The sequence below is a fragment of the Vibrio sp. R11-SG3-ISO3-SZ genome (genome assembly GCF_059834345.1).
The window spans coordinates 51669-71958 of the sequence record NZ_JCBDGX010000018.1 but is presented as its reverse complement, the minus strand read 5'-3'; the positions used below and the strand labels follow the sequence as shown (position 1 = coordinate 71958).

The window sequence follows — 20290 nt, the reverse complement described above, 5'->3', positions numbered from 1 at the left end:
TTGACGAAAATCGGGGCTTAGGCGACACTTCTGTCAACTTTTCGTGACACCCAAATTAGGAACGGATCTGTGCGCTTAGAAGTACTATGTGAAGACAGGGTTGGTCTCACCCGCGAGCTACTCGACATCCTTGCCTCTAAGGACATCGACTTACGCGGCATCGAAATTGACATCTCGGGCATCATTTATCTCAACTGCCCAGACATCGACTTTGACACCTTCAGTGAACTGATGGCAGAAATACGCCGCATTTCAGGTGTCGACGACGTACGTAAAATTCAGTTCATGCCGATGGAGCGCCACAATACAGAGCTGATTTCGCTGCTGAACAATCTACCTGAGCCTGTATTGGCCATTGATCTCAAAGGCAATGTCGACATGGCTAACCATGCGGCGACGAGCTTGTTCAATCTTGAACCACAAGAGATGCTGGGTCACCCTGTGGCTTCGCTGCTGCCCAACTTTAACTTTTCAAAGTGGATAGATGGCAAGATCAATCGCCAACGGGAAAACATCGTGATTGGTGGGCTGGATTACTTAATGGAAGTCATGCCGGTTTACATTACCGATGAAACCAATGTTTCTGTACTCGCCAGTGCGATGGTGATGATTCGCTCAGCTCAAGAGAAGAGCTTGTTTGATGACTCGCTCCCACTGCACAACAACCTCGGCTTTGAGCATTTTGTCGGTATTTCCAATCGCCATAAAGCGCTGATCAGCCAAGCGAAGAAACTCTCTATGCTTGATCAACCCCTGCTGATTCAAGGCGAAACCGGCACCGGCAAAGAGATGCTCGCGCGTGCATGTCACAATCGCTCTCATCGTGCGGATCACCCATTTTTGGTATTGAGCTGTGCCTCGATGCCTGATGATGTGGCGGAAACCGAGCTGTTTGGTCACGCGCCGGGCTCATTCAACCATCAACAAGGCCACAAAGGGATCTTTGAACAAGCCAATGGTGGGACAGTGTTCCTCGACGAAATCGGTGAAATGAGTCCACATTTGCAGATCAAACTTCTGCGATTGCTTCAAGATGGCACCTTCCGCCGAGTGGGTGAAGAGCACGAAGTGCATGTCGATGTGCGTGTGATTGCCTCTACGCGCCACAACTTAGCCGATTTAGCGGAGTCAAAAGCGTTTCGTGAAGATCTTTTCTATCGCCTTAATGTCCTCACCCTCAATATTCCGCCTCTGCGTGAGCGCACTAACGATATCGCAGTATTGCTCGACCTATTTGTCGCTAAATACATGAAGCAGCTGGGTGTGGACAAACCCACTCTCCAAGAGGGCTTGGTGGATCAACTGGTCAATTACCATTGGCCGGGGAATATGCGCCAGCTAGAAAACATGGTCCTTAGAGCGCTGACGGAACTGGAAAGCGATACGTTAACGGTCGATCTTTTCCATCTTCCGCAACTAGAAAACAGCCACGGCAGCAGCGCCAAGATCAATCTAGACGGTTCATTAGATGACATTATGAAAGACTATGAATCACAGGTGTTAGAGCGTTTGTATCAGTCGTTCCCATCGAGTCGTAAGTTGGCCAAACGCCTCAACGTCTCGCACACCTCTATTGCCAATAAACTGCGCGAGTATGGGATCAGAAAAAACTAGATGAAGCGAATCAGTACCCCCACCAGCGTATTTGAGGTCGATGGTGACGTCACACTACGCACGGCAGAGCCAACCGATGGTCAGATGATCAGTGATTACTTTGTGGCGAACCGCGAACACTTAAAGCCTTGGGAGCCTGAGAGAGAAGCGCCGTTTTATACCTGTTCAGGTTGGACTCAACGCCTGATCAAGTTGCATGAACTGCACAAGATGGGCCTTGGCTATTATCTGCTTATTCTCGACACGGATTCCGGCGAGATGCTTGGCACGATTTCGTTTAGCAATATCTCGCGTTTTCCTGCTCACACGTGCACGGTGGGCTACTCCCTTGGTCAAAGCGCGCTAGGACGAGGTGTGATGACCCGAGCACTGCGTTTAGCGGTGAACTACATGTTTGAGATTCAAAACCTCCACCGAATCAACGCCAGCTATATGCCAAGAAACACAAGGAGCGAAGCGGTGTTGCAGAGAGTGGGGTTTGAAGTAGAAGGCTTCGCAAAAGCGTACTTATTGATCAATGGTCAGTGGGAAGATCACAAACTGACGTCGTTAATTAATCCACATTGGAAGGCGAATTGAATGACACGCTTAGAACAGCAGCTTAATCTTCTGATTGAGCTCGACCAATTGAAAAGCGTCTTGCGCCGCACACGAGTCAAGAGCGCGCAGGGCCGATTGGAAAACAGCGCAGAGCACAGTTGGCATGTCGCTTTGATGGCAGTGTTGCTGCAAGAGCACGCCAATCAGCCCGTCGACATCGCACGAGTAGTGAAAATGCTGCTGCTGCACGATATTGTCGAAATTGATGCCGGTGACACCTTTGTTTATGATGCCAAAGCGAGCGCTGAACAAGAAGAAAAGGAACTGAAAGCCGCGCAGCGCCTGTTCGCAATGCTTCCTAGCGATCAGGGGGAGGCGCTGTTTCAGCTATGGTGTGAGTTTGAACAAGGCCAAAGTGACGATGCTAAGTTCGCCAAGGCGCTCGATAGGCTCATCCCTATGTTGCTCAACTACCACAATGAGGGGCAAAGTTGGCAGGAGCATGGCGTACGCCGAGAGCAAGCGCTAACGGTGAATCGTAAAATTGAGTTGGGCTCCACCGCGTTGTGGGACAAAGCCAAACACCTGATTGAAGACGCGACCAAAAAAGGTTGGCTGAAAGCTGACTAACACGTAGAGGACTATTGATGTCGTACATACCTTTGGATGAATACCAAAGAAAATGGATTTTTACTCACCAGTCAATGCCATTGCCTGAAGAAGACTTGGTGCAACTGCAACCCATGACACAAGCGAGAGCTGCGCAGCTCTGGAAAGAGAACATCAGTGCACAAAGCCCCGATTCAGAGCGCTTTAGCTCATCCGACTGGCCGATGAAAGCCAGCAATTGGTCTGAGAGTGTTGACTGGATGGCAAACTGGGAAAGTGATGACGAGAGTTTACCACAAGCGGTCCTTGAGCATCTTGATTGGCAAGATGATGTCACCGTCTATTTTTGTTACGAGAAATATAACATCATTGAAACCAAGTGGGCCATTTTCAAAAAACACTGGAAGAACTTTTTGTTTTACGATGATGGCCCGATGTTGATTGCCCGCCGCCGTGATCAAGCCTTGTGGTTCAGTGATGACGGCCAAGTAAAATTGGGGCGTCGTAAATAATCAATATGCGGCGCCCAGCCGCTTTTGTCGGGGTGACTGCTTTATTTCCATAAGCGGGAAATGATTATTTTGAACCGCGAATAAAAGTGACTTCGCTCCCATTTACCTGACGTCATAATGCAAGATATGCGCAATTTGTTATCATGTTTGAGACTTATAGTGTGAATATGACGCTACCGTGCATTATCATCCACAGGTAAATATCATCGATAGGTAAGGTTAAGGAAAAGCAGTGGACGCGATCATCCGAGAACTGAAAAAAGACTTTCACTCTAAGCTGAATGCGCTGCAATCCCCTGCGGCGAATAAAGAGTCCTCATTGGCGGTGCTTACCCAAGAGGAATTAAAAGAGTTGGAAGCTCGATGGATTGAGCTCAATATCTGGAAGAGCCAACAGAGCTAAGTCCACACGCTCTGCATTTAAACCACCAAAGACTGACAACCTCAATCTGAGTGAATCGATTGGGGTTTTTTATTGCCTAACGTAATTGCTTAACAGTAAAATTGTTATATTATAACAAAAGTGATCTTATCGTTGAATTTTACAGTAAGAGTCCCCATAGTTAACGGCAAAGGCGCTATCAATGAACGCGTATAATGATAATAGAAAGTTGCAAGTGAGAACCCATATGGCGGAAGTAAGAGCCAGAGTGGATTTTAAAGTCGGAGCCCAAAGCAACATCGACGCAGAAATCCTTTCTTTTCATGGTCTTAAAACAGACAAAGAACACGTCGCGATCATCTTTAAGCAAGCAGACAAAACGCAGCAAGCACCTCTGGTTCGCATGCATTCAGAATGCCTGACCGGTGACGTTTTTCATTCCTCTCGTTGCGATTGCGGCGAACAGTTGGACGAAACCATCAACCGCATGGGTGAGCTCGGCGGTATCATTTTGTATTTGCGTCAAGAGGGCCGGGGCATCGGTCTTTACAACAAAATCGACGCCTATCGTTTACAAAGTGAAGGGATGAACACCTACGAAGCCAACAACCATCTCGGATTTGGCGATGACTTGCGCGACTTTACTGAAGCGGCTCAAATGCTCAAAGCGCTGGGTGTAGAGACTATCCGATTAGTCACCAACAACCCTAAGAAAATTCAAGAGTTGAAAGAGCACGGCATAGAGATTCAAGAAGTCGTCAATACCTCTGCTCACCTCAAAGAGGGAAATCAGGGCTACTTACAGGCGAAAGTGTCGCACGGTAAGCATAAGCTCAATCTGTAACACACTCATTTCCCACCAATTATTAAAACCTCACTTTGTGAGGTTTTTTTACATCCGCACTGAATCCTTGCTTGCAAAAAAATTGTAAATTTGTATTATCGGCATTAATAGTGCAAATGATAATGATTAGTACTAGTAATATAAATAATAGTTAAGCTCAACAAGGATGCCCCTTTCATGAACGTAAAGTCTCTATTCGCTCAATCTGTTACTGCATCACTCGTATTGGCGAGTGGATCGTTGTACGCAGCCAACGTGACCCAAGCGCAAGTGGTCGAACACTATGCGGATGTTGCACACGCTGTCTTTGCCGACGCGCTGATCACGGCAAAAACACTCGACAACGCTATCGAGTCGTTTCTGGCTGATCCATCGGCGGCGAAACTGGAAGCCGTGAAACAAGCCTGGCTCGCGTCACGCGTTCCTTACCAACAATCGGAAGTGTTCCGTTTTGGTAACACCGTTGTTGATGATTGGGAAGGGCAACTCAACGCCTGGCCTCTGGATGAAGGTTTGATTGACTACGTATCGAGCGACTATCAATACGAACTTGGTAATGAAGGCGCGGCGGCCAACATCGTTGCCAACACAGAGCTGAAGATCGGTGCGACGACCTTAGATGTGTCGACCATCACGCCTGAGTTGATTGCGGACTTGAATGAAGTGGGCGGATCAGAAGCGAACGTGGCATCGGGCTACCATGCGATTGAATTCTTGCTTTGGGGCCAAGATCTAAACGGTACCAATGCGGGCGCGGGTGCACGTGCTTACACAGATTTTGTCGTGGGGGAAGGTTGTACCAATGGTCACTGTGACCGCCGTGGTCAATACTTGCAAGCGACGGCAGACTTGTTGGTCCAAGATCTTGAGTGGATGGAAAAGCAGTGGTCTGCCGATGAAAAAGGCAACTACCGTGAAGCCCTGCTGGCGGATTCTGCTGAGAACGGTTTGCGTAAAATGCTGTTTGGAATGGGGTCACTCTCTCTTGGTGAACTGGCGGGTGAGCGAATGAAAGTCGCGCTAGAAGCCAACTCAACAGAAGATGAGCACGATTGTTTCTCTGACAACACGCACAACTCTCACTACTACAACGAGCAAGGTATCTACAACGTTTATACCGGGCTTTACAAGCGTCAAGATGGCACACTATTGTCAGGCCCAAGTCTGCATGATCTAGTGACGCAGCAAGATGCGCAAGCGGCAGCAGAGATCCAAAAGCAGTTTGATGTGACACGCGCCCAAGTGGGTGAGTTGGTCACATCGGCTGAACAAGGTCAGTATTTCGACCAATTGATCGCATCAGGGAATGCGCAAGGTAATGCCTTGGTCAATGAAGCGATCATGTCTCTGGTTGCACAGACCGCTTCTATCGAGCGCGCGGCGAAAATTGTGGGTATCACCAACCTAAATCCTGACACCGCTGACCACGAATTTTAATCGTGGTATCAAAATCAAGGGCTCTTTTTAGAGCCCTTTTGCTGTTTTTATTCCCTAGTAGTTTTTGATAGTAGTTCTTGTTTAGATTTAAGGAAAAGTCCCTTTCATCATGTTGTACTCAGCTCTTTCGTTATCCCGCAAACGACCCTCGCGCTCATTGGCTCTATACATACTGGCTTTTGCCTTTCAGCCGATGGCGAATGCGTATGAAGTTAAGTCAGGCGGCGCCACCTCTGTAAACAAAGAGGGACCGAATGCGTATTCGCTCCCAGCGGCGAATTTACCCTTGAGTAAACGTTTGGATTTCAGTGTCGGTAATAGCTTCTTTCGCAACCCTTGGGTACAAGCGCCTGCATCAACCGATGCCAGAGACGGGCTAGGGCCGCTGTTTAATACTAACGGTTGTCAAAACTGTCACATCAAAGATGGTCGTGGCCATCCACCAGAAGAGGACGACCAGCATGCAGTGTCAATGCTGATAAGACTCAGCATCCCAGCGATGACGGCGGAGCAAAAAGCGGCGTACATTCGTGATGGCGTGATCCCTGAACCGACTTACGGCGCACAGTTGCAAGATTTCGCTATTCAAGATCAGCAAGCGGAAGGGCAAATCAAGATCACCTACACCGACCATGTAGAAACCTTCAGTGATGGCACCACCATCACGTTGCGTAAACCTCATGTCCAGCTGACGGATCTTGGCTATGGGCCACTTCACCCGGATACTCAGCTCTCAGCGCGTATTGCGCCACCGATGATAGGGCTAGGACTACTGGAAAGTATCGCCGATGACACACTTGCGCAGTGGGCCGATGAGCTCGATGAGAATCAAGATGGCATTTCAGGCAAACTTAATCGCGTGTGGGATATTGAAAAACAGGCCCATGTCATTGGTCGTTTTGGCTGGAAAGCGGGGCAACCGACCTTGATGCAGCAAAACGCCGCCGCATTTAACGGCGATGTTGGCCTCACCAGCCGCTTATTCCCAGAAGAGAATTGCACGCAAGCGCAAAGCCTGTGCCGTGACTTGCCCAACGGCGGTTCACCTGAAGTCAGTGACAATATTTTGGACTTTGTCGAATTCTACTCTCAGCACTTAGCGGTGCCCATTCGCCGCAATATGAATGACCCAAAGGTGAAGCAGGGACAGGCTCTGTTTGCGCGAGCAGGCTGCGACAGTTGCCATAAAACAGACGTCGTGACGGCAAAACGAGAGGGCTTGCCTGCACTGTCTGAGCAACGCATTCACCCTTATACGGATTTGCTGCTGCATGATATGGGCGAAGGTCTTGCAGACTATCGGCCCGAATACTTGGCGACGGGCCGAGAGTGGCGTACCGCGCCGCTTTGGGGCATAGGCTATACCCAAGAAGTGAACGGGCATACCTACTTCCTCCACGATGGGCGAGCTCGAAACTTACTCGAAGCCGTATTGTGGCACGGGGGAGAAGCCCTCCCTGGCAAGCAGCATGTACTGACATTTAATCAACAAGAGCGTGAGGCGTTGGTCGCCTTTCTCAACTCATTATAAGGAACGTTATGAAGCCCTTTACTCTATCGACCGTTGTTTTAGCGGCGAGCTTGTCTGGCTGCCAAAGCGTCTCTCACTCGACGCCAGAGAGCGGCTATGAAGTCACGTCTCACGTTAGCCAAGGTGTCTATCAAGTGGAATACCTTGCTGCTGCGCGTTTGGCTGACTCAACCCAAGCCTTGCACCTTGAGATGGTGAACTATTGTCAAAATGGTCACCACAACCCAGCACTCAAAACCCAGTGGCAAGCCACGATGCAAGATTGGATGGCGCTCCAAGGTCAGGAGCGCGGGCCGGTACAGGCCCTTGAACAGAGCTGGAACCTACAGTTCTGGCCAGATAAAAAGAACACCACGGGTCGCAAGATGAGCGCATTAACGACATCGACATGGACCGCAGCAGAGATCGCGCAGCAAAGTGTTACGGTGCAAGGATTGGGGGCAGTGGAATGGTTACTTTATGACGCCAGTTCGACACTGGAGCGCTCACAGACCACTTGCCAAACGGCGCAAGCGATCACCGAAACACTCGCCAACAATGCCAATACCATTCACCAAGCGTGGAAAACCAACCCTTGGCAAGCGCTGAACGATGAGCAATGGCTGGCGGAGTACATAGCGTTGCTGTCCAATCAACTCGAATTCAGTATGAAAAAGATGACCTTGCCGCTTGCGGATTTTGGTCAGCCGCGACGCTACTTTGCTGAATCTTGGCGCTCGCAAGTATCGATGGCCAATCTGTACGCGAACGTCGAGGCGATGCACGCCCTTTATCTGGCCGGCGGCAATGGCTTAGATGCACGTTTACGCCGCGAGGGGTACAGTGATCTTGCCGACCGCGTGCTTAACCAATTTGAGCTGATCAGTACCACATGGCCTAAGGACGATAGCTTGTTTACTTTGCTTGAGAGTAAAGAGGGTTACCGAGAGGCGTATGCTCAGTACAATAAGTTGGAGCAGCTGAAGTACCTCATTCACGATGAAGTGGCTGTCGAGTTAGGTGTCGTAATAGGATTTAATGCAACCGATGGTGACTGATTCAACACGCCGACAGCTATTGAAAGCCGCATTGCTCGGCGCCGCAGTGCCTTGGATGCCTATGGGGTGCGCCTCGGCGAAAAAGAATACCGGGCAGCCCGATTTGATTGGTTGTGCGATGACGGGTCCGAATCGCTTTAGCGCGGTGGTGGCCGATTCCACTGGCATGCCGATACGTCAAGTCGCGCTCCCGTCTCGTGGGCATGGTGTCGCGACATCCGCAAGGCTTCACCACGCGGTCGCGTTTGCGCGTCGTCCGGGGCACTACTTTTTAGTGTTTGATTACGATACCGGTGACGTTGTCACTCTAAGCGCTGCAGCAGGTGATCGTCATTTCTACGGTCATGGCGTCTACTCCAATGATGGGCAGTGGCTTTATGCCACCGAAGGGGAACGCGGATCTAGCCGCGGGATCATCGGTGTCTACGACGTGCTGGCGGGTTATAAGAAAGTGGCAGAGTTTACCGGGTTTGGTCTTGGGCCGCATGAAGTGATCGTGATGCCTGATGACCGCTTGGTGATTGGTGTCGGAGGGGTACACACTGATGGGCGGACACCTTTGAATCTCACCACTATGCAGCCGAGCCTAAGTTATCTTGACGCAAACGGCCAGGTGGTGGAACAAGTCTCACTACCTGATAGGCATTTGAGCATCCGACATCTCGCCCATGATGGCGATCAAACCGTGTTGTGCGGTCAGCAATACAGAGGCCAACCGGAGGCGACCCCGTCACTGCTGGCTATGCATAGCGCAGGTGAAGAGATGGTGTCGTTACGAGCAGCGCCGGAAGAGTGGGCGCGCTTTGACCACTACATTGCCAGTATTGCCGCTACAAAAGAGTGGATTCTTGCTACCTCGCCAAGAGGAAACTGCTATGGCATTTGGAGTAAAGCGACCGGTCAGCTGGTGGAACTGTCGGCACTGGCCGATGCCTCTGGTGTGGTTGTTCATCAACAACGTTTTATGGTCAGCTCTGGTTCAGGGCAAGTGGTCTCGCAAGAGCAACCCAAGGTGAAAACTCGGCAACAGTCGGGTGTTCAATGGGACAACCATTGGTCGAGGATCACATAGTTCAATTAAATAGCGATAGAGTGTCATACACTTTTAATGGGCGTTCTCATAAACTGTGCACACGCGCCCATTATTTTTTGCCATACTGATCACATGGACGCTGAAAAGCAAACGGCGGAGAGAGCGTATGAAGAGATGGATGATCGGTGTTTGGGTAACCCTAGTAATGGCGTTCCCACTCAAAGCCATGGAGCATTTTCAGCAAATCGGTTGGATTGACAGTAGCAGTCCAGTGCATGAGATTGTTCAATATCCGCAACTGGTGGAGCAGGCTTATCGTCAGAACAGTGACCAGATGATTTGGTTCGATCTGCAACAAAGCACCAAACTTGAGTTCCAACTTGAGGTTATCCAGCAAGCGCAATTCAGCCCTCTGTTTTCACGTCAACTCAGTTATTTGGCCTTCTTTCGTAAGAGCAATCGCTGGCATGAGTATGACATCCTCGCCACTGACACACTGCTGCTCTATCTCAGTTACGCCGAGCACGCACGCTCACAAGGCGAAGGTTGGTTTTTTGGCGCTTCACTCAATTCAGCGCTACCTCAGCTGAGCAGTGATGCTTGGCTCGCCTTTCAATCTGCAGCTCACAATCAGCAGCTCGCTGAGTTGATTGAAGCCTACACACCCGACAGCGAAGGCTATCAAAAGCTGGTCGATAGCTATCTGGATCTCCTTAAGTATCAAAAGATTGATGTGCCCAAATACACCCAACAAGGTGTAAAGCGGGTGGGGGATACGCTGACCGATCGTGACGTGTTGCTTGAACGTATGGCGATGGTCGGCGTTAACTTAGATGAGGTCAGGCGCGATGTGAGTTGGTACGACGTGACACTGGAACCGGCGATTAAACGCTTTCAAGCGCTACATGGTCTTACCCAAGATGGCATTATTGGCAGTGAGACCATCGGCTGGCTAAACCGACCGATAGAATTACGGATGACAACTCTCGCACTCAATGCAGAGCGGATGCGAATGTGGCCCGCTCAGCGCGACACGCTCATTTTGGTCAATGTGCCGAGCTTTGATATGCACTATTGGCATGCCGGTCAGACGGTTTTCGAATCCAAAGTGATTGTGGGCAAAACCAAACGACCTACGCCAGTAATGCAAACCCGTCTCGACTCTTTGATATTCAATCCCACTTGGAATATCCCATGGAAAATCATGGTCGAGGACATCATTCCTCAGGTGAAACGCGATCCTGAGTATCTGACTAAACACAGTATCCAGATCATTCCTAAATGGGGATCAAGTGAGACAATTCCGGCCAGCGAGATAGACTGGCAGAACTTGAGACCTAAGTCTTTCCCTTATCGGATGCGGCAGATGTCGGGCAGCTACAATGCCTTAGGTCTGTATAAGTTTAATACCCCCAACGCGCGTGCGATTTATCTGCACGACACGCCAAGCAAAGGTCTCTTTAGTCAAACGTCGCGAGCGTTCAGCTCCGGATGTATTCGCGTTGAACATGCGGACACCTTCGCCAACTTGCTTCTTGCTCAGCAAGGCATGAGTATCAATGATGTCGATCGCAGTGAGTGGGTATCGAACAAAGCCGTAGCGCTGCGCACGCGTATTCCGGTTTACATCATTTATCAAACGGCATGGTATGAGGAAGGGATTGTCCACTACCGCGACGATATTTACCGCCTCGATAAATCCAGTTACACAAAAAGTTAAGCTGACCAAAAATTTACAATTCTATCAACGTACAAAAATAGCCTGACAGCTCAATTACTAAGCAAGCGTGCCGCTCAAATTTTTGAGATTGTGCACGTTTTATGCATTTGCACTTATTATTAGACTCGGGTAGTGTCCTGACATCTTGATAACTACCCCATTTGATGAAGGTGCAAAGTTTTGGATTTATCACGCAGACATTTCATTCAGTTGGCAGGCAGTGGCATTGTTGTAGCAAGTTGTCTACCCGGGGTGGCATTCGCATCACGAGCCCAGCAGCCACGTGTCCTCGCTATGAGTAATCTCCATACTGGAGAAGCATTAGAAACCTGTTACTTTGACGGTGCTAAGTACGTTAAAAATGAGCTCAAACGTTTAAACCATTTATGTCGTGACTTTCGACGTAATGAGGTTCACCCAATGGATAAACGTTTGTTTGACCAAATTTCAAAAATACAAACTATGCTCGGTGTCGAAGCCGAAGTGCAGATTGTCTCCGGCTACCGCTCTCCAGCCACCAATGAAGCGCTGCGCGCGCAGTCAAGTGGTGTGGCGAAGAAGAGCTACCACATGCTTGGTCAAGCGATCGATTTTCGCCTCGATGGTGTGGATTTGAAGAAAGTGCGCGATGCCGCTAGAGAGCTCAAAGCGGGCGGCGTTGGGTTTTACCCAAGTAGCGACTTTGTTCACATCGACACTGGGCCGGTACGCTACTGGGCGTAACGGTTGTCAAATCGAACCGGTGGTGTCATAGTTCAGCCAGTTTAACTGTTACTCAAGGCTGAATTATGGCACTCAAATACCAAGTCGTCCCTGTCACCTCCTTCTCTCAAAACTGCTCCATCGTCTGGTGTGATGAAACCATGAAAGGCATCGTCATTGACCCAGGCGGTGACGTGAAGTCATTGGCGACGCTTATCCAAGAGTTGGGTGTCGACGTCGTCAAACTGGTGTTGACTCATGGCCATCTCGATCATGTCGGCGGCACAGAGCCTCTTTCTGATGCCTTGGGCGGTGTTGAGATTGTTGGCCCACACAAAGACGATAACTTCTGGTTACAAGGACTAGAAGGGCAGAGCCAAATGTTTGGTTTCCCGCTTACCAGTGCATTTGAACCTCATGAGTGGCTAGAGGATGGCGATACGGTCACGTTTGGTCATCAGCAGTTGGATGTCCTTCACACTCCGGGCCACACTCCCGGTCATGTGGTGTTGTTCAGTCCATCGGCGCAACTGGCGTTTGTCGGTGATGTGTTGTTTAACGGCTCCATCGGTCGAACCGACTTCCCGAAAGGTGACTTCAATACCTTGATTCATTCGATCAAATCAAAACTGTGGCCGCTAGGTAATGAGGTCCGCTTTGTTCCCGGTCACGGACCGGAATCTACTTTCGGCCATGAACGCCGCACTAACCCGTTTGTAGCGGATGAAATGCCGCTGTACTGATGAATCTTCCCCTAAAGGTCGCGAATGCGGCCTTTTTTGTAATCGTTATTCGGGTTCTGCGGCGGCTAGGTAACGTCGCATTAGACCGACAAACTCATCGGCAGGGCGATCAAGGTCTTGGGTAGAGATGAAGATATCATAGTCATAGTAGGCGCGTTGATAGCGCATGCGGTTGGCGAGCATCGCTTGCAAACCAGTAAAGGCATGCCCGTCTTCGTCGTGGTAATCGGCCGAGTCCAACACAATCTCCTCAAAACGCGTTCCTTGTTTGTGCTGTTTTGCGCCAAGGTAAAGTAGTGCACGTTGGCTGAGCAAAATTTCTGTCGCTATCCGAGGGCACACGCCAGTGAGGTAGGGCGAGTAGTGTTTGAGTTTGATGCCTATCCAAGGCAGTGGCTGCTGCCAACCGTCGTTATCGTAGTAACACAGACCAACGCGGCTGATGTTGTTCCATTTCACTACCCAGCCGCCTTTGAACAGATGCTGCTGAAAATGGGTCGACGTTAGGGTGTATTTGACGGTACTTTTTAAAATCAGCCAATAGGCGACGAAGAGCGAAAATCCGAGCAAGAACAGCGCCAATAAGAAGGGTTTAAAACCGGGGGCCCAGAGCATTAACGCTGCAAACACCACCAACAACAGAGAAGCCAGTGACACTCGCCACAAGGGGGAAGCAAGGTTGATAGGCTGATTCACAAGGTGTTGCGTTTCCATGTCGCTCTCCGGTCACAATCTGATGACTTCTAATACTACGATGAGCAGGACCGATAAGTTTATACGTTGTTTAAATTGTAGTCTGATCTTGGTAGATAGCGCATTTTTGGCGCACAAAGCCGCCCTAACTCTGTAAATAGTGTGGAAATTTTGGTATAAAACGCGCTTCAAATTTCAACCGCTGCTCGATTCCTCGTGAATCTGCAGTGATACGGAGACAGATTCAATGAGATTAGCTCATAAGCGTAAAGTGCAGATGAAACTGCAAAAACGCATTAAAGCGACGGTAGCAAACATTCAAGCGGTAGCGAAAGCTGCGCCTGCGCCTGCACCTAAAGTAGCCGCTGAAAAACCGGCTGAGAAAGTCGTCGCAGCGAAATCAGTGGACGTGGCATTGACACCGAAACAGCAACAAGTGCTAGACATCGTGCTGGCCAACTGTGAAGGCATCAACCCGAAAGGTATCGGCATCGCAGCTGGTCAAGAAGAGGCGAAAGCGGCTTCATGGGCGACGGGTGCGCTTAAGAAACTGTTGGACGAAAATCTCGTCGTTAAAGAGCAGCTAGCAGGCAACAAGGTCATCTACAAAGCCATATAATCTGCCCGCTCAGTATTGCCGTGCTCTGTGAGTGAGCACAAACACAAGAGCCTCGATGAATGTCGAGGCTCTTGTGTTTTTATCGGGCACGACAACCAGTTTTTAACATTTGTCACAATTATCACATCTTTCTACTGATTCATTTTACTCATCAATTACTACGTATAAATTGATCTTCTACTTATCTGTCTGGTTAATAACTAGCTGATAAATAGTTATTTATCTATTGTCGTATAAATTATCCTACGTATTACTACGTAATTCTTTGGTCTAAGGCTTGCGGGGGTTGTTAATTTTTCTCCGTGTTCACGCTGATTTAATAATCAATAGCTTTCTACCAAGCTGTAAACGAAACAAAAGTAACTGGATAGTTGCTACAGCTAACAAAGGACGTGAACATGAGTCTAATTAAACAAACGTTGAAACGAGTACTGAAAGGGACCGCGATGGCTGCGGCGCTTGCGGTTGCGGCAACCTCCGCAAACGCAGCGGAAAAAGTCTATCGTCTGAAACTGGCCGAAACTTGGGGACCAAACTTCCCGATTTTTGGTGACGCGACGAAGAACATGGCGAAAATGGCGGAAGAAATGTCTAACGGCCGCCTGCAAATCCGTATTGATTCTGCCAACAAACACAAAGCGCCGCTTGGCGTGTTTGATATGGTGAAATCGGGCCAATACGACATGGGCCACTCCGCATCGTATTACTGGAAAGGCAAAGTGCCAAACACCTTGTACTTCACCTCAATGCCATTCGGCATGCTGCCCACAGAGCAATACGCTTGGTTCTACTACGGCGGTGGTATGGAGCTGATGGAAAAAGTGTATTCGCCACACAATTTAATGTCGTTCCCTGGCGGTAACACAGACGTTCAGATGGGCGGTTGGTTTCAAAAAGAGATCAACTCAGTGGAAGACTTGCAAGGTCTTAAAATGCGTATCCCGGGCTTTGCAGGCGAAATCCTTGCGGAGCTAGGTGCGAAACCAACCAATATCGCACCGGGTGAACTCTATACCTCGCTAGAGCGCCGCACCATTGATGCGCTTGAGTGGGTAGGTCCATCTCTTGACCTACGTATGGGCTTCCACAAAATCGCGCCATACTACTACACAGGTTGGCACGAGCCAGCAACTGAGCTGCAGTTCCTTGTCAACAAGCGTACTTGGGAAAAATTGCCAGATGATCTGAAAGCGATCTTGCAAGTCGCGATGAAGACTGCTGCGTATGATATGTACACCCAATCTAAGCATGAAAGTGGCAAAAACTGGGTATCCATCAAAACTGAATACCCAAATGTTCAAGTTAAAGATTTCCCAGCGGAAGTGATGACGGCGCTACGCGAAGCGAACGATCGACTTCTTAAGCAACACGCGGATGAAGATGCGCTTGCGAAGGAAATTCAAGAGTCACAAGCGGCTTATATGCAGCAAGTGCGTTCTTGGACAGACATTTCTACCCGTGCCTACCTCAACAGTTCGGCACAATAACAGCAATAACCTAAGCGCCGAGTTTGTCTCGGCGCAAGCCCAAGAAGCCTCACTCACTAGATTCTGAGTCTAAAACAGAGCGTATATCGAGTGTAATCAAAGTGTTGTAAGCCTAACTTGCAACACGCTTTCAAAATTCCATGGAGTAGGGAATGAGAAGTCTTATCTATGTCGAGCGTATTTTTAATCGCTTTGGTGACTTTCTAGGCTGGCTATCCAGTATTCTTTTTATCTTATTGCTTGCCAACGTTGTCTATGACGTGGTGATGCGTTACGCATTTAATGATGTCTCCATCGCGTTCCAAGAAATGGAGTGGCATCTCTTTTCAGCCGTCTTTTTATTGGGTGTCCCTTATGCGCTGAAAGCGGGCGGGCATGTTCGAGTGGATCTTTTCTACGAGCGACTATCGATGCGCGCCCAAGCGATCATTGATCTACTTGGTACGGTGGTCTTTCTTTTCCCATTTTGTTTGTTGGTGGCGTGGTTTGGTATCGATTTCGCCAAAGAGAGCTATGCGTTAGGTGAGACATCGGGCGACCCCGGTGGTTTGCCTTACCGCTGGATCATCAAAGCCATGATTCCGGTTTCCTTCTTCTTTATGGCTATCAGTGGCATTGGATTATTGATCCACTCCCTCAATAAGATTTTTAACCCACAGCTGCTGTACGTTAACAGCAAAGATCAACACTAGGAGACAAGAAGATGGTCGGTATTGTAATGTTTTTTGTCGCCTTGTTTGCACTGCTGCTAGGCTTTCCCGTCGCCTTTACCTTTGGCGGTATCGCATTGATTTTTGGTGTGTGGGCCGAAGGCATGGATATGTTTGCCTTTATGCCTTATCGCATCCAATCCATTATGGAAAACACGGTGCTCATGGCTGTGCCGTTATTTGTTTTTATGGGCTTGGTGCTGCAAAAGACGCGTCTGGCGGAGCAGTTGCTTGAGTCTATGGGGCGCTTATTTGGTGGCGTTCGCGGAGGTATCGCGATCTCCACCGTGCTGGTGGGAGCGTTGCTTGCGGCCTCTACTGGTGTCGTGGGGGCCTCGGTGGTGGCGATGGGGCTGATTTCACTGCCTGTGATGCTTAAATATAATTACGACAAGGGATTGGCCTGCGGCACCATCTGTGCGTCTGGCACACTAGGCCAGATCATTCCGCCATCTATCGTGTTAATTTTGCTCGGTGATGTGCTGGGTGTGCCTGTCGGCGATCTGTTTCAAGCGGCGGTATGGCCGGGGTTAGTCTTGGTTGGTGCGTACGTCATTTATATTTTGATTTATGCGAAACTCAACCCAGAGGCGGCGCAACCGATTCCAAGTGATGGCAGCATCAGTCGTAAGCAAGAAGTGATCACGGCGCTTAAAGCGGTGATCCCACCGTTGGCCTTAATTGTGGTCGTTCTTGGGTCTATTTTTGCTGGCGTGGCGACACCGACGGAGTCGGCAGCGCTTGGTGGCGCGGGTGCTATCGTTCTTGCTCTGCTTTATAAGCAATTTAGCTGGGGCATGGTGTATGACGCGGCAAAAGAGACGGTTAAAGTGACCGCGATGGTTTTTGCTATCTTGTTGGGTGCCACCGCTTTTTCGATGGCGTTCACCTATACCGGTGGTGACTACTTGGTCGAAGAGTGGATGCTGCAAATTCCTGGCGAGAAATGGGGCTTTTTGATCATCACCATGTTGGTCATCTTGGTGTTGGGCTTTTTCATCGACTTCGTTGAAATCTGTTTCATCATCGTACCCATCATCGCGCCTGTGGCGGAGTTGTTAGGGATCAACATGACTTGGTTTGCTATTTTGATTGCGATGAACTTGCAAACCTCATTCTTAACGCCGCCTTTTGGTTTCAGTCTCTTCTATCTCAAGGGCGTGGCGCCGAAAGGGGTCACCACCACGGATATCTACCGAGGCGTGGTGCCGTTTATTGTGATTCAAATCCTGGTACTGGCGTCACTGTTGGTCTTCCCTCAATTTTACGGAATGTGATCACTCGATTACAGTTGATTAACAACTCCTGCTAAAGTGGAGGCCACCCAAATCGGGTGGCCTTTGTGTTAAATGGGGAGAAGGAATGCCGTTACAAGCCAAGCTGATTTTGCTTAGCCTTGTGCCTTTGCTTCTGGTGACGGCCATCACCAGTTGGATTTCAATTCATCAGGCGAAAACCCTAGGTGAGCAAGAAATTGAGATTTTTGAGAGTGGCTTAATCAAGTCAAAAGAGTCGGCGCTGAAAGACAGCGTGGATCTCGCGTTTGATGCGATCGCCTACATCTATAATGACCCTCATTTGCCGGAAGAGGTGGCCAAACAAGAGGTCAAATCTATCCTCAATAAGCTCCGCTATGGCAAAGACAAAGATGGCTATTTTTTTGCCTATGATGGCGAAGGGACCAACTTAGTCCACCCTGTGATGCCCCATCTTGTAGGCGAAAACCTTTACGATCTGCAAGATGAAAACGGCGACCACTTGATTGCTTCTTTATTGATGCAAGCGCGCAGCGGCGGCGGTTACCACCGCTATTTGTGGCAAAAACCGTCAACGGGGGAAAATGTCCCCAAGCTTAGCTACGCGGCTTGGCTGGATCGCTGGCAATGGATGATCGGCACTGGGGTGTACATCGAAGACATTACCCAAGAAGTGGCCAATTTGCGCTCTGAAGTGAACAAAAACATCGAAACGACCTTTTTTTCTGTGATTGTGATTGTGGTGGTCACGGTCGCGGTGATTGTTGTCATCACCTTGGCAGTCAATCTTCACGAGCACCGTTTGGCGGATAAAAGCTTGAAGGAGCTGGCACATAAAACGGTGATGTTTCAAGAGGATGAGAAGAAGCATCTTGCCCGAGAACTGCACGATGGCATCAACCAACTGTTGGTCTCTAGCAAGTGCCATCTTGAGCTGCTCGGAAATAAACTTGATGACGCCGTCCTTCAGCAATACGTCACTCAGTCGCAAAATTCGCTGCTGACGGCGATCAACGAGGTCAGACACATTTCTCACCAATTGCGCCCGAGCGCATTAGATGACATCGGCCTTGAGGCTGCTCTGAAAACCCTGCTGCACGATTTCAAACTGCACTCGGGGATTGATGTTGAAGCGTCGATCCACACTGAGAAAGGCAAGCTAAAATCAGAAGTGGCAACGACCTTGTATCGTATTGCTCAGGAGTCTTTGACCAACATCGAGAAACATGCACAGGCGAAAAACGTCACCCTAGTATTGCAGCAGATGGGCAGCATGCTGCAGTTGATCATTAGAGATGACGGCGTCGGGTTTGATGTGACGTCCGCGTTGAGAAAAAACGGTATTGGACTGAGGAATATGCGCGAGCGCGTAGAATTTATTGGCGGAGAGATTGAAATCGAGAGTGACGCCGGGCTGGGTACTGAAATCACTGTCTTACTCGAACTGGAAGGATTAGTGTATGGATAAACCAATTGAAGTGGTGATCGTGGACGATCACCAAGTGGTGCTGGATGGATTCATCGCACGGTTAAAACAAGAGCCAGAGATTCGAGTAGTAGGCTGTGCCAGTAATGGTTTAGAAGCGATTGATGTGGTCAAGGCACTGAATCCAGATGTGGTTTTAATGGATGTCAGTATGCCGCTGATGAACGGCATTGATGCGACCCGCCTTATCAAAGAAGAAATGCCCGAGGTCAAAGTGCTGATGTTAACCATGCACGATAACCGCGAATACATCATGAAGGTGATGCAGGCTGGGGCGGTCGGCTACATGCTCAAAGAAATTTGTGCCACACGTATGGTGCAGGCTATCAAAACCGTCTATCAAGGCTCAACCTACTTCTGTGAATCAGTAACGCAAACCCTCTTTTCCCAAGAGGTGATTCCCGCCGCGCAAAAACCCAATCCATTGAGTCGCCGGGAAGAAGCGGTGCTTAAGTTGGTGGCACAAGGCAACAGCAGCAAAAAGATCGCGGCGCTGCTCAATATCAGTTTTCGAACCGTTGAGACCCACCGTCAAAACATCAAACATAAGCTCGATTTGCACAGTACCGCAGAATTGGCCAAGTATGCCGTTGAACACGGATTAGACGTTTAACGACCCTAATTAATCGTTACGACAAAAAGTCGCAATTGCCGATTGCATTACCACTTCGGTATAAGGCGTTTTCCTATTAATTCATGGAGCGCCAACGGCTGATGAACGCGCTAATCGATGCACTTTTTACACACGGTTACTATATTTGGGATGATTTTCTTTCAGAACACGAAGTGGCGGAGCTTCGTGATTGCCTACCGGACACCTGGAAAAAAGCACGCATTGGCCGCAATGAAGAGACGGTTCGCGCTGCCTCGATTCGAAGCGACAAAATTCACTGGTTGTCTCCTGCGATGGGCGAACCTGTTCAGGCTTACCTAGACAAGATGGAGCGTATTCGTCTGGCGGCCAACCAGCACTTTTTCCTCGGCCTCTTTGAATATGAAGCGCACTTTGCTAAGTATGAGCGCGGTGACTTTTATCAAAAGCATCTCGACAGCTTTAAAGGCAATGAAAACCGCCGCTTAACGACGGTGTTTTACATGAATGAAGAGTGGCATGAAGCCGACCAAGGCGAGTTAGTGATTTACGATCTCAACGATCAAATGATTGAGAAGGTCGCGCCGAAAGCGGGTCGCTTGCTGGTGTTTTTCTCTGAGCAATTTCCTCATGAGGTACTGCCCACCCAAGCGGAACGATACAGTATCGCTGGGTGGTTTCGAGTCAACGGCGTGCAGGGCAACCAGCTCGATATTGCGCGCTAACGCTACGGCCTCCGCGAG

General features: G+C 49.3%; 21 protein-coding genes. 20 read left to right on the top strand and 1 reads right to left on the bottom strand.

Annotation, left to right across the window (positions count from 1 at the left end):
* Positions 1-69: 69 nt before the first annotated feature.
* The 13 genes from tyrR to AC6R1O_RS02555 all read left to right on the top strand — a co-directional run bounded on the left by tyrR (position 70) and on the right by AC6R1O_RS02555 (position 12704).
* Complete coding sequence (gene tyrR / locus AC6R1O_RS02615) at positions 70-1614, top strand: transcriptional regulator TyrR (RefSeq protein WP_487901214.1); 1545 nt, start codon at positions 70-72, stop codon at positions 1612-1614.
* Complete coding sequence (gene rimJ, locus AC6R1O_RS02610) at positions 1615-2193, top strand: ribosomal protein S5-alanine N-acetyltransferase (RefSeq protein ID WP_500656450.1); 579 nt, start codon at positions 1615-1617, stop codon at positions 2191-2193.
* Positions 2194-2784, top strand: coding sequence for an HD domain-containing protein (locus AC6R1O_RS02605; protein WP_500627588.1), 591 nt, complete (start codon positions 2194-2196; stop codon positions 2782-2784).
* A gap of 17 nt (positions 2785-2801) precedes the next feature.
* The gene (locus tag AC6R1O_RS02600) at positions 2802-3275 is read left to right on the top strand and encodes a DUF2947 domain-containing protein (protein ID WP_487901217.1); all 474 of its coding nucleotides are present in this window, start codon (positions 2802-2804) and stop codon (positions 3273-3275) included.
* A 232-nt stretch (positions 3276-3507) separates the two neighbouring features.
* Complete coding sequence (locus tag AC6R1O_RS02595) at positions 3508-3678, top strand: hypothetical protein (protein WP_487901218.1); 171 nt, start codon at positions 3508-3510, stop codon at positions 3676-3678.
* Between the two features lie 181 nt (positions 3679-3859).
* Complete coding sequence (locus AC6R1O_RS02590) at positions 3860-4501, top strand: GTP cyclohydrolase II (RefSeq protein ID WP_500637027.1); 642 nt, start codon at positions 3860-3862, stop codon at positions 4499-4501.
* Between the two features lie 177 nt (positions 4502-4678).
* Positions 4679-5938 (top strand): imelysin family protein, encoded by a 1260-nt coding sequence (locus tag AC6R1O_RS02585; RefSeq protein WP_500656449.1) that lies wholly within the window; start codon positions 4679-4681, stop codon positions 5936-5938.
* Between the two features lie 193 nt (positions 5939-6131).
* Positions 6132-7469 carry a di-heme oxidoreductase family protein gene (locus tag AC6R1O_RS02580; RefSeq protein ID WP_500656454.1) on the top strand — a complete coding sequence of 446 codons (1338 nt, stop codon included), beginning with the start codon at positions 6132-6134 and terminating at the stop codon, positions 7467-7469.
* An 8-nt stretch (positions 7470-7477) separates the two neighbouring features.
* Positions 7478-8506 carry an imelysin family protein gene (locus AC6R1O_RS02575; protein WP_500656448.1) on the top strand — a complete coding sequence of 343 codons (1029 nt, stop codon included), beginning with the start codon at positions 7478-7480 and terminating at the stop codon, positions 8504-8506.
* Positions 8496-9578, top strand: coding sequence for a DUF1513 domain-containing protein (locus tag AC6R1O_RS02570; protein ID WP_500656447.1), 1083 nt, complete (start codon positions 8496-8498; stop codon positions 9576-9578). The genes AC6R1O_RS02575 and AC6R1O_RS02570 overlap by 11 nt, the downstream gene beginning before the upstream one ends.
* Before the next feature lie 127 nt (positions 9579-9705).
* On the top strand, positions 9706-11259 hold the full coding sequence (locus tag AC6R1O_RS02565; RefSeq protein ID WP_500638294.1) for a L,D-transpeptidase family protein: 1554 nt from the start codon (positions 9706-9708) through the stop codon (positions 11257-11259).
* A gap of 180 nt (positions 11260-11439) precedes the next feature.
* Entirely contained in the window at positions 11440-11982 is a 543-nt protein-coding gene (mepK, locus tag AC6R1O_RS02560; protein WP_334552401.1) for a peptidoglycan L,D-endopeptidase MepK, read from the top strand.
* 65 nt (positions 11983-12047) lie between these two features.
* Positions 12048-12704 (top strand): MBL fold metallo-hydrolase, encoded by a 657-nt coding sequence (locus AC6R1O_RS02555; RefSeq protein ID WP_334552400.1) that lies wholly within the window; start codon positions 12048-12050, stop codon positions 12702-12704.
* A 45-nt stretch (positions 12705-12749) separates the two neighbouring features.
* Here the strand turns inward: AC6R1O_RS02555 and AC6R1O_RS02550 are convergent, their stop codons facing one another.
* Complete coding sequence (locus AC6R1O_RS02550; protein ID WP_500638293.1) at positions 12750-13418, bottom strand: DUF2982 domain-containing protein; 669 nt, start codon at positions 13416-13418, stop codon at positions 12750-12752.
* Between the two features lie 226 nt (positions 13419-13644).
* On the opposite strand from AC6R1O_RS02550, the gene AC6R1O_RS02545 reads away from it, so the two are divergent.
* The 7 genes from AC6R1O_RS02545 to AC6R1O_RS02515 all read left to right on the top strand — a co-directional run bounded on the left by AC6R1O_RS02545 (position 13645) and on the right by AC6R1O_RS02515 (position 20272).
* The gene (locus AC6R1O_RS02545; RefSeq protein ID WP_500629758.1) at positions 13645-14016 is read left to right on the top strand and encodes a MarR family transcriptional regulator; all 372 of its coding nucleotides are present in this window, start codon (positions 13645-13647) and stop codon (positions 14014-14016) included.
* A gap of 398 nt (positions 14017-14414) precedes the next feature.
* Positions 14415-15503 carry a TRAP transporter substrate-binding protein gene (locus AC6R1O_RS02540; protein ID WP_487901226.1) on the top strand — a complete coding sequence of 363 codons (1089 nt, stop codon included), beginning with the start codon at positions 14415-14417 and terminating at the stop codon, positions 15501-15503.
* A 152-nt stretch (positions 15504-15655) separates the two neighbouring features.
* Entirely contained in the window at positions 15656-16195 is a 540-nt protein-coding gene (locus tag AC6R1O_RS02535) for a TRAP transporter small permease subunit (protein WP_334552396.1), read from the top strand.
* Between the two features lie 11 nt (positions 16196-16206).
* The gene (locus tag AC6R1O_RS02530) at positions 16207-17490 is read left to right on the top strand and encodes a TRAP transporter large permease (RefSeq protein ID WP_500656446.1); all 1284 of its coding nucleotides are present in this window, start codon (positions 16207-16209) and stop codon (positions 17488-17490) included.
* Between the two features lie 85 nt (positions 17491-17575).
* Positions 17576-18937, top strand: a complete 1362-nt coding sequence (locus tag AC6R1O_RS02525) for a cache domain-containing protein (protein WP_500656445.1) — start codon at positions 17576-17578, stop codon at positions 18935-18937.
* Positions 18930-19568, top strand: coding sequence for a response regulator (locus AC6R1O_RS02520; protein WP_334552393.1), 639 nt, complete (start codon positions 18930-18932; stop codon positions 19566-19568). The genes AC6R1O_RS02525 and AC6R1O_RS02520 overlap by 8 nt, the downstream gene beginning before the upstream one ends.
* A gap of 101 nt (positions 19569-19669) precedes the next feature.
* Positions 19670-20272: a 2OG-Fe(II) oxygenase gene (locus AC6R1O_RS02515; protein WP_500630431.1), complete on the top strand. Its 603-nt coding sequence runs from the start codon at positions 19670-19672 to the stop codon at positions 20270-20272.
* Positions 20273-20290: the final 18 nt, after the last annotated feature.

What these genes read in the sequence shown, in the direction of transcription:
- rimJ (WP_500656450.1), top strand. Translation starts at nt 1,615, where the DNA reads ATGAAGCGAATCAGTACCCCCACCAGCGTATTTGAGGTCGATGGTGAC.
- AC6R1O_RS02605 (WP_500627588.1), top strand. Translation starts at nt 2,194, where the DNA reads ATGACACGCTTAGAACAGCAGCTTAATCTTCTGATTGAGCTCGACCAA.
- AC6R1O_RS02600 (WP_487901217.1), top strand. Translation starts at nt 2,802, where the DNA reads ATGTCGTACATACCTTTGGATGAATACCAAAGAAAATGGATTTTTACT.
- AC6R1O_RS02590 (WP_500637027.1), top strand. Translation starts at nt 3,860, where the DNA reads ATGAACGCGTATAATGATAATAGAAAGTTGCAAGTGAGAACCCATATG.
- AC6R1O_RS02585 (WP_500656449.1), top strand. Translation starts at nt 4,679, where the DNA reads ATGAACGTAAAGTCTCTATTCGCTCAATCTGTTACTGCATCACTCGTA.
- AC6R1O_RS02580 (WP_500656454.1), top strand. Translation starts at nt 6,132, where the DNA reads ATGGCGAATGCGTATGAAGTTAAGTCAGGCGGCGCCACCTCTGTAAAC.
- AC6R1O_RS02575 (WP_500656448.1), top strand. Translation starts at nt 7,478, where the DNA reads ATGAAGCCCTTTACTCTATCGACCGTTGTTTTAGCGGCGAGCTTGTCT.
- AC6R1O_RS02570 (WP_500656447.1), top strand. Translation starts at nt 8,496, where the DNA reads ATGGTGACTGATTCAACACGCCGACAGCTATTGAAAGCCGCATTGCTC.
- AC6R1O_RS02565 (WP_500638294.1), top strand. Translation starts at nt 9,706, where the DNA reads ATGAAGAGATGGATGATCGGTGTTTGGGTAACCCTAGTAATGGCGTTC.
- AC6R1O_RS02555 (WP_334552400.1), top strand. Translation starts at nt 12,048, where the DNA reads ATGGCACTCAAATACCAAGTCGTCCCTGTCACCTCCTTCTCTCAAAAC.
- AC6R1O_RS02550 (WP_500638293.1), bottom strand. Translation starts at nt 13,418, where the DNA reads ATGGAAACGCAACACCTTGTGAATCAGCCTATCAACCTTGCTTCCCCC.
- AC6R1O_RS02545 (WP_500629758.1), top strand. Translation starts at nt 13,645, where the DNA reads ATGAGATTAGCTCATAAGCGTAAAGTGCAGATGAAACTGCAAAAACGC.
- AC6R1O_RS02540 (WP_487901226.1), top strand. Translation starts at nt 14,415, where the DNA reads ATGAGTCTAATTAAACAAACGTTGAAACGAGTACTGAAAGGGACCGCG.
- AC6R1O_RS02535 (WP_334552396.1), top strand. Translation starts at nt 15,656, where the DNA reads ATGAGAAGTCTTATCTATGTCGAGCGTATTTTTAATCGCTTTGGTGAC.
- AC6R1O_RS02530 (WP_500656446.1), top strand. Translation starts at nt 16,207, where the DNA reads ATGGTCGGTATTGTAATGTTTTTTGTCGCCTTGTTTGCACTGCTGCTA.
- AC6R1O_RS02525 (WP_500656445.1), top strand. Translation starts at nt 17,576, where the DNA reads ATGCCGTTACAAGCCAAGCTGATTTTGCTTAGCCTTGTGCCTTTGCTT.
- AC6R1O_RS02520 (WP_334552393.1), top strand. Translation starts at nt 18,930, where the DNA reads ATGGATAAACCAATTGAAGTGGTGATCGTGGACGATCACCAAGTGGTG.
- AC6R1O_RS02515 (WP_500630431.1), top strand. Translation starts at nt 19,670, where the DNA reads ATGAACGCGCTAATCGATGCACTTTTTACACACGGTTACTATATTTGG.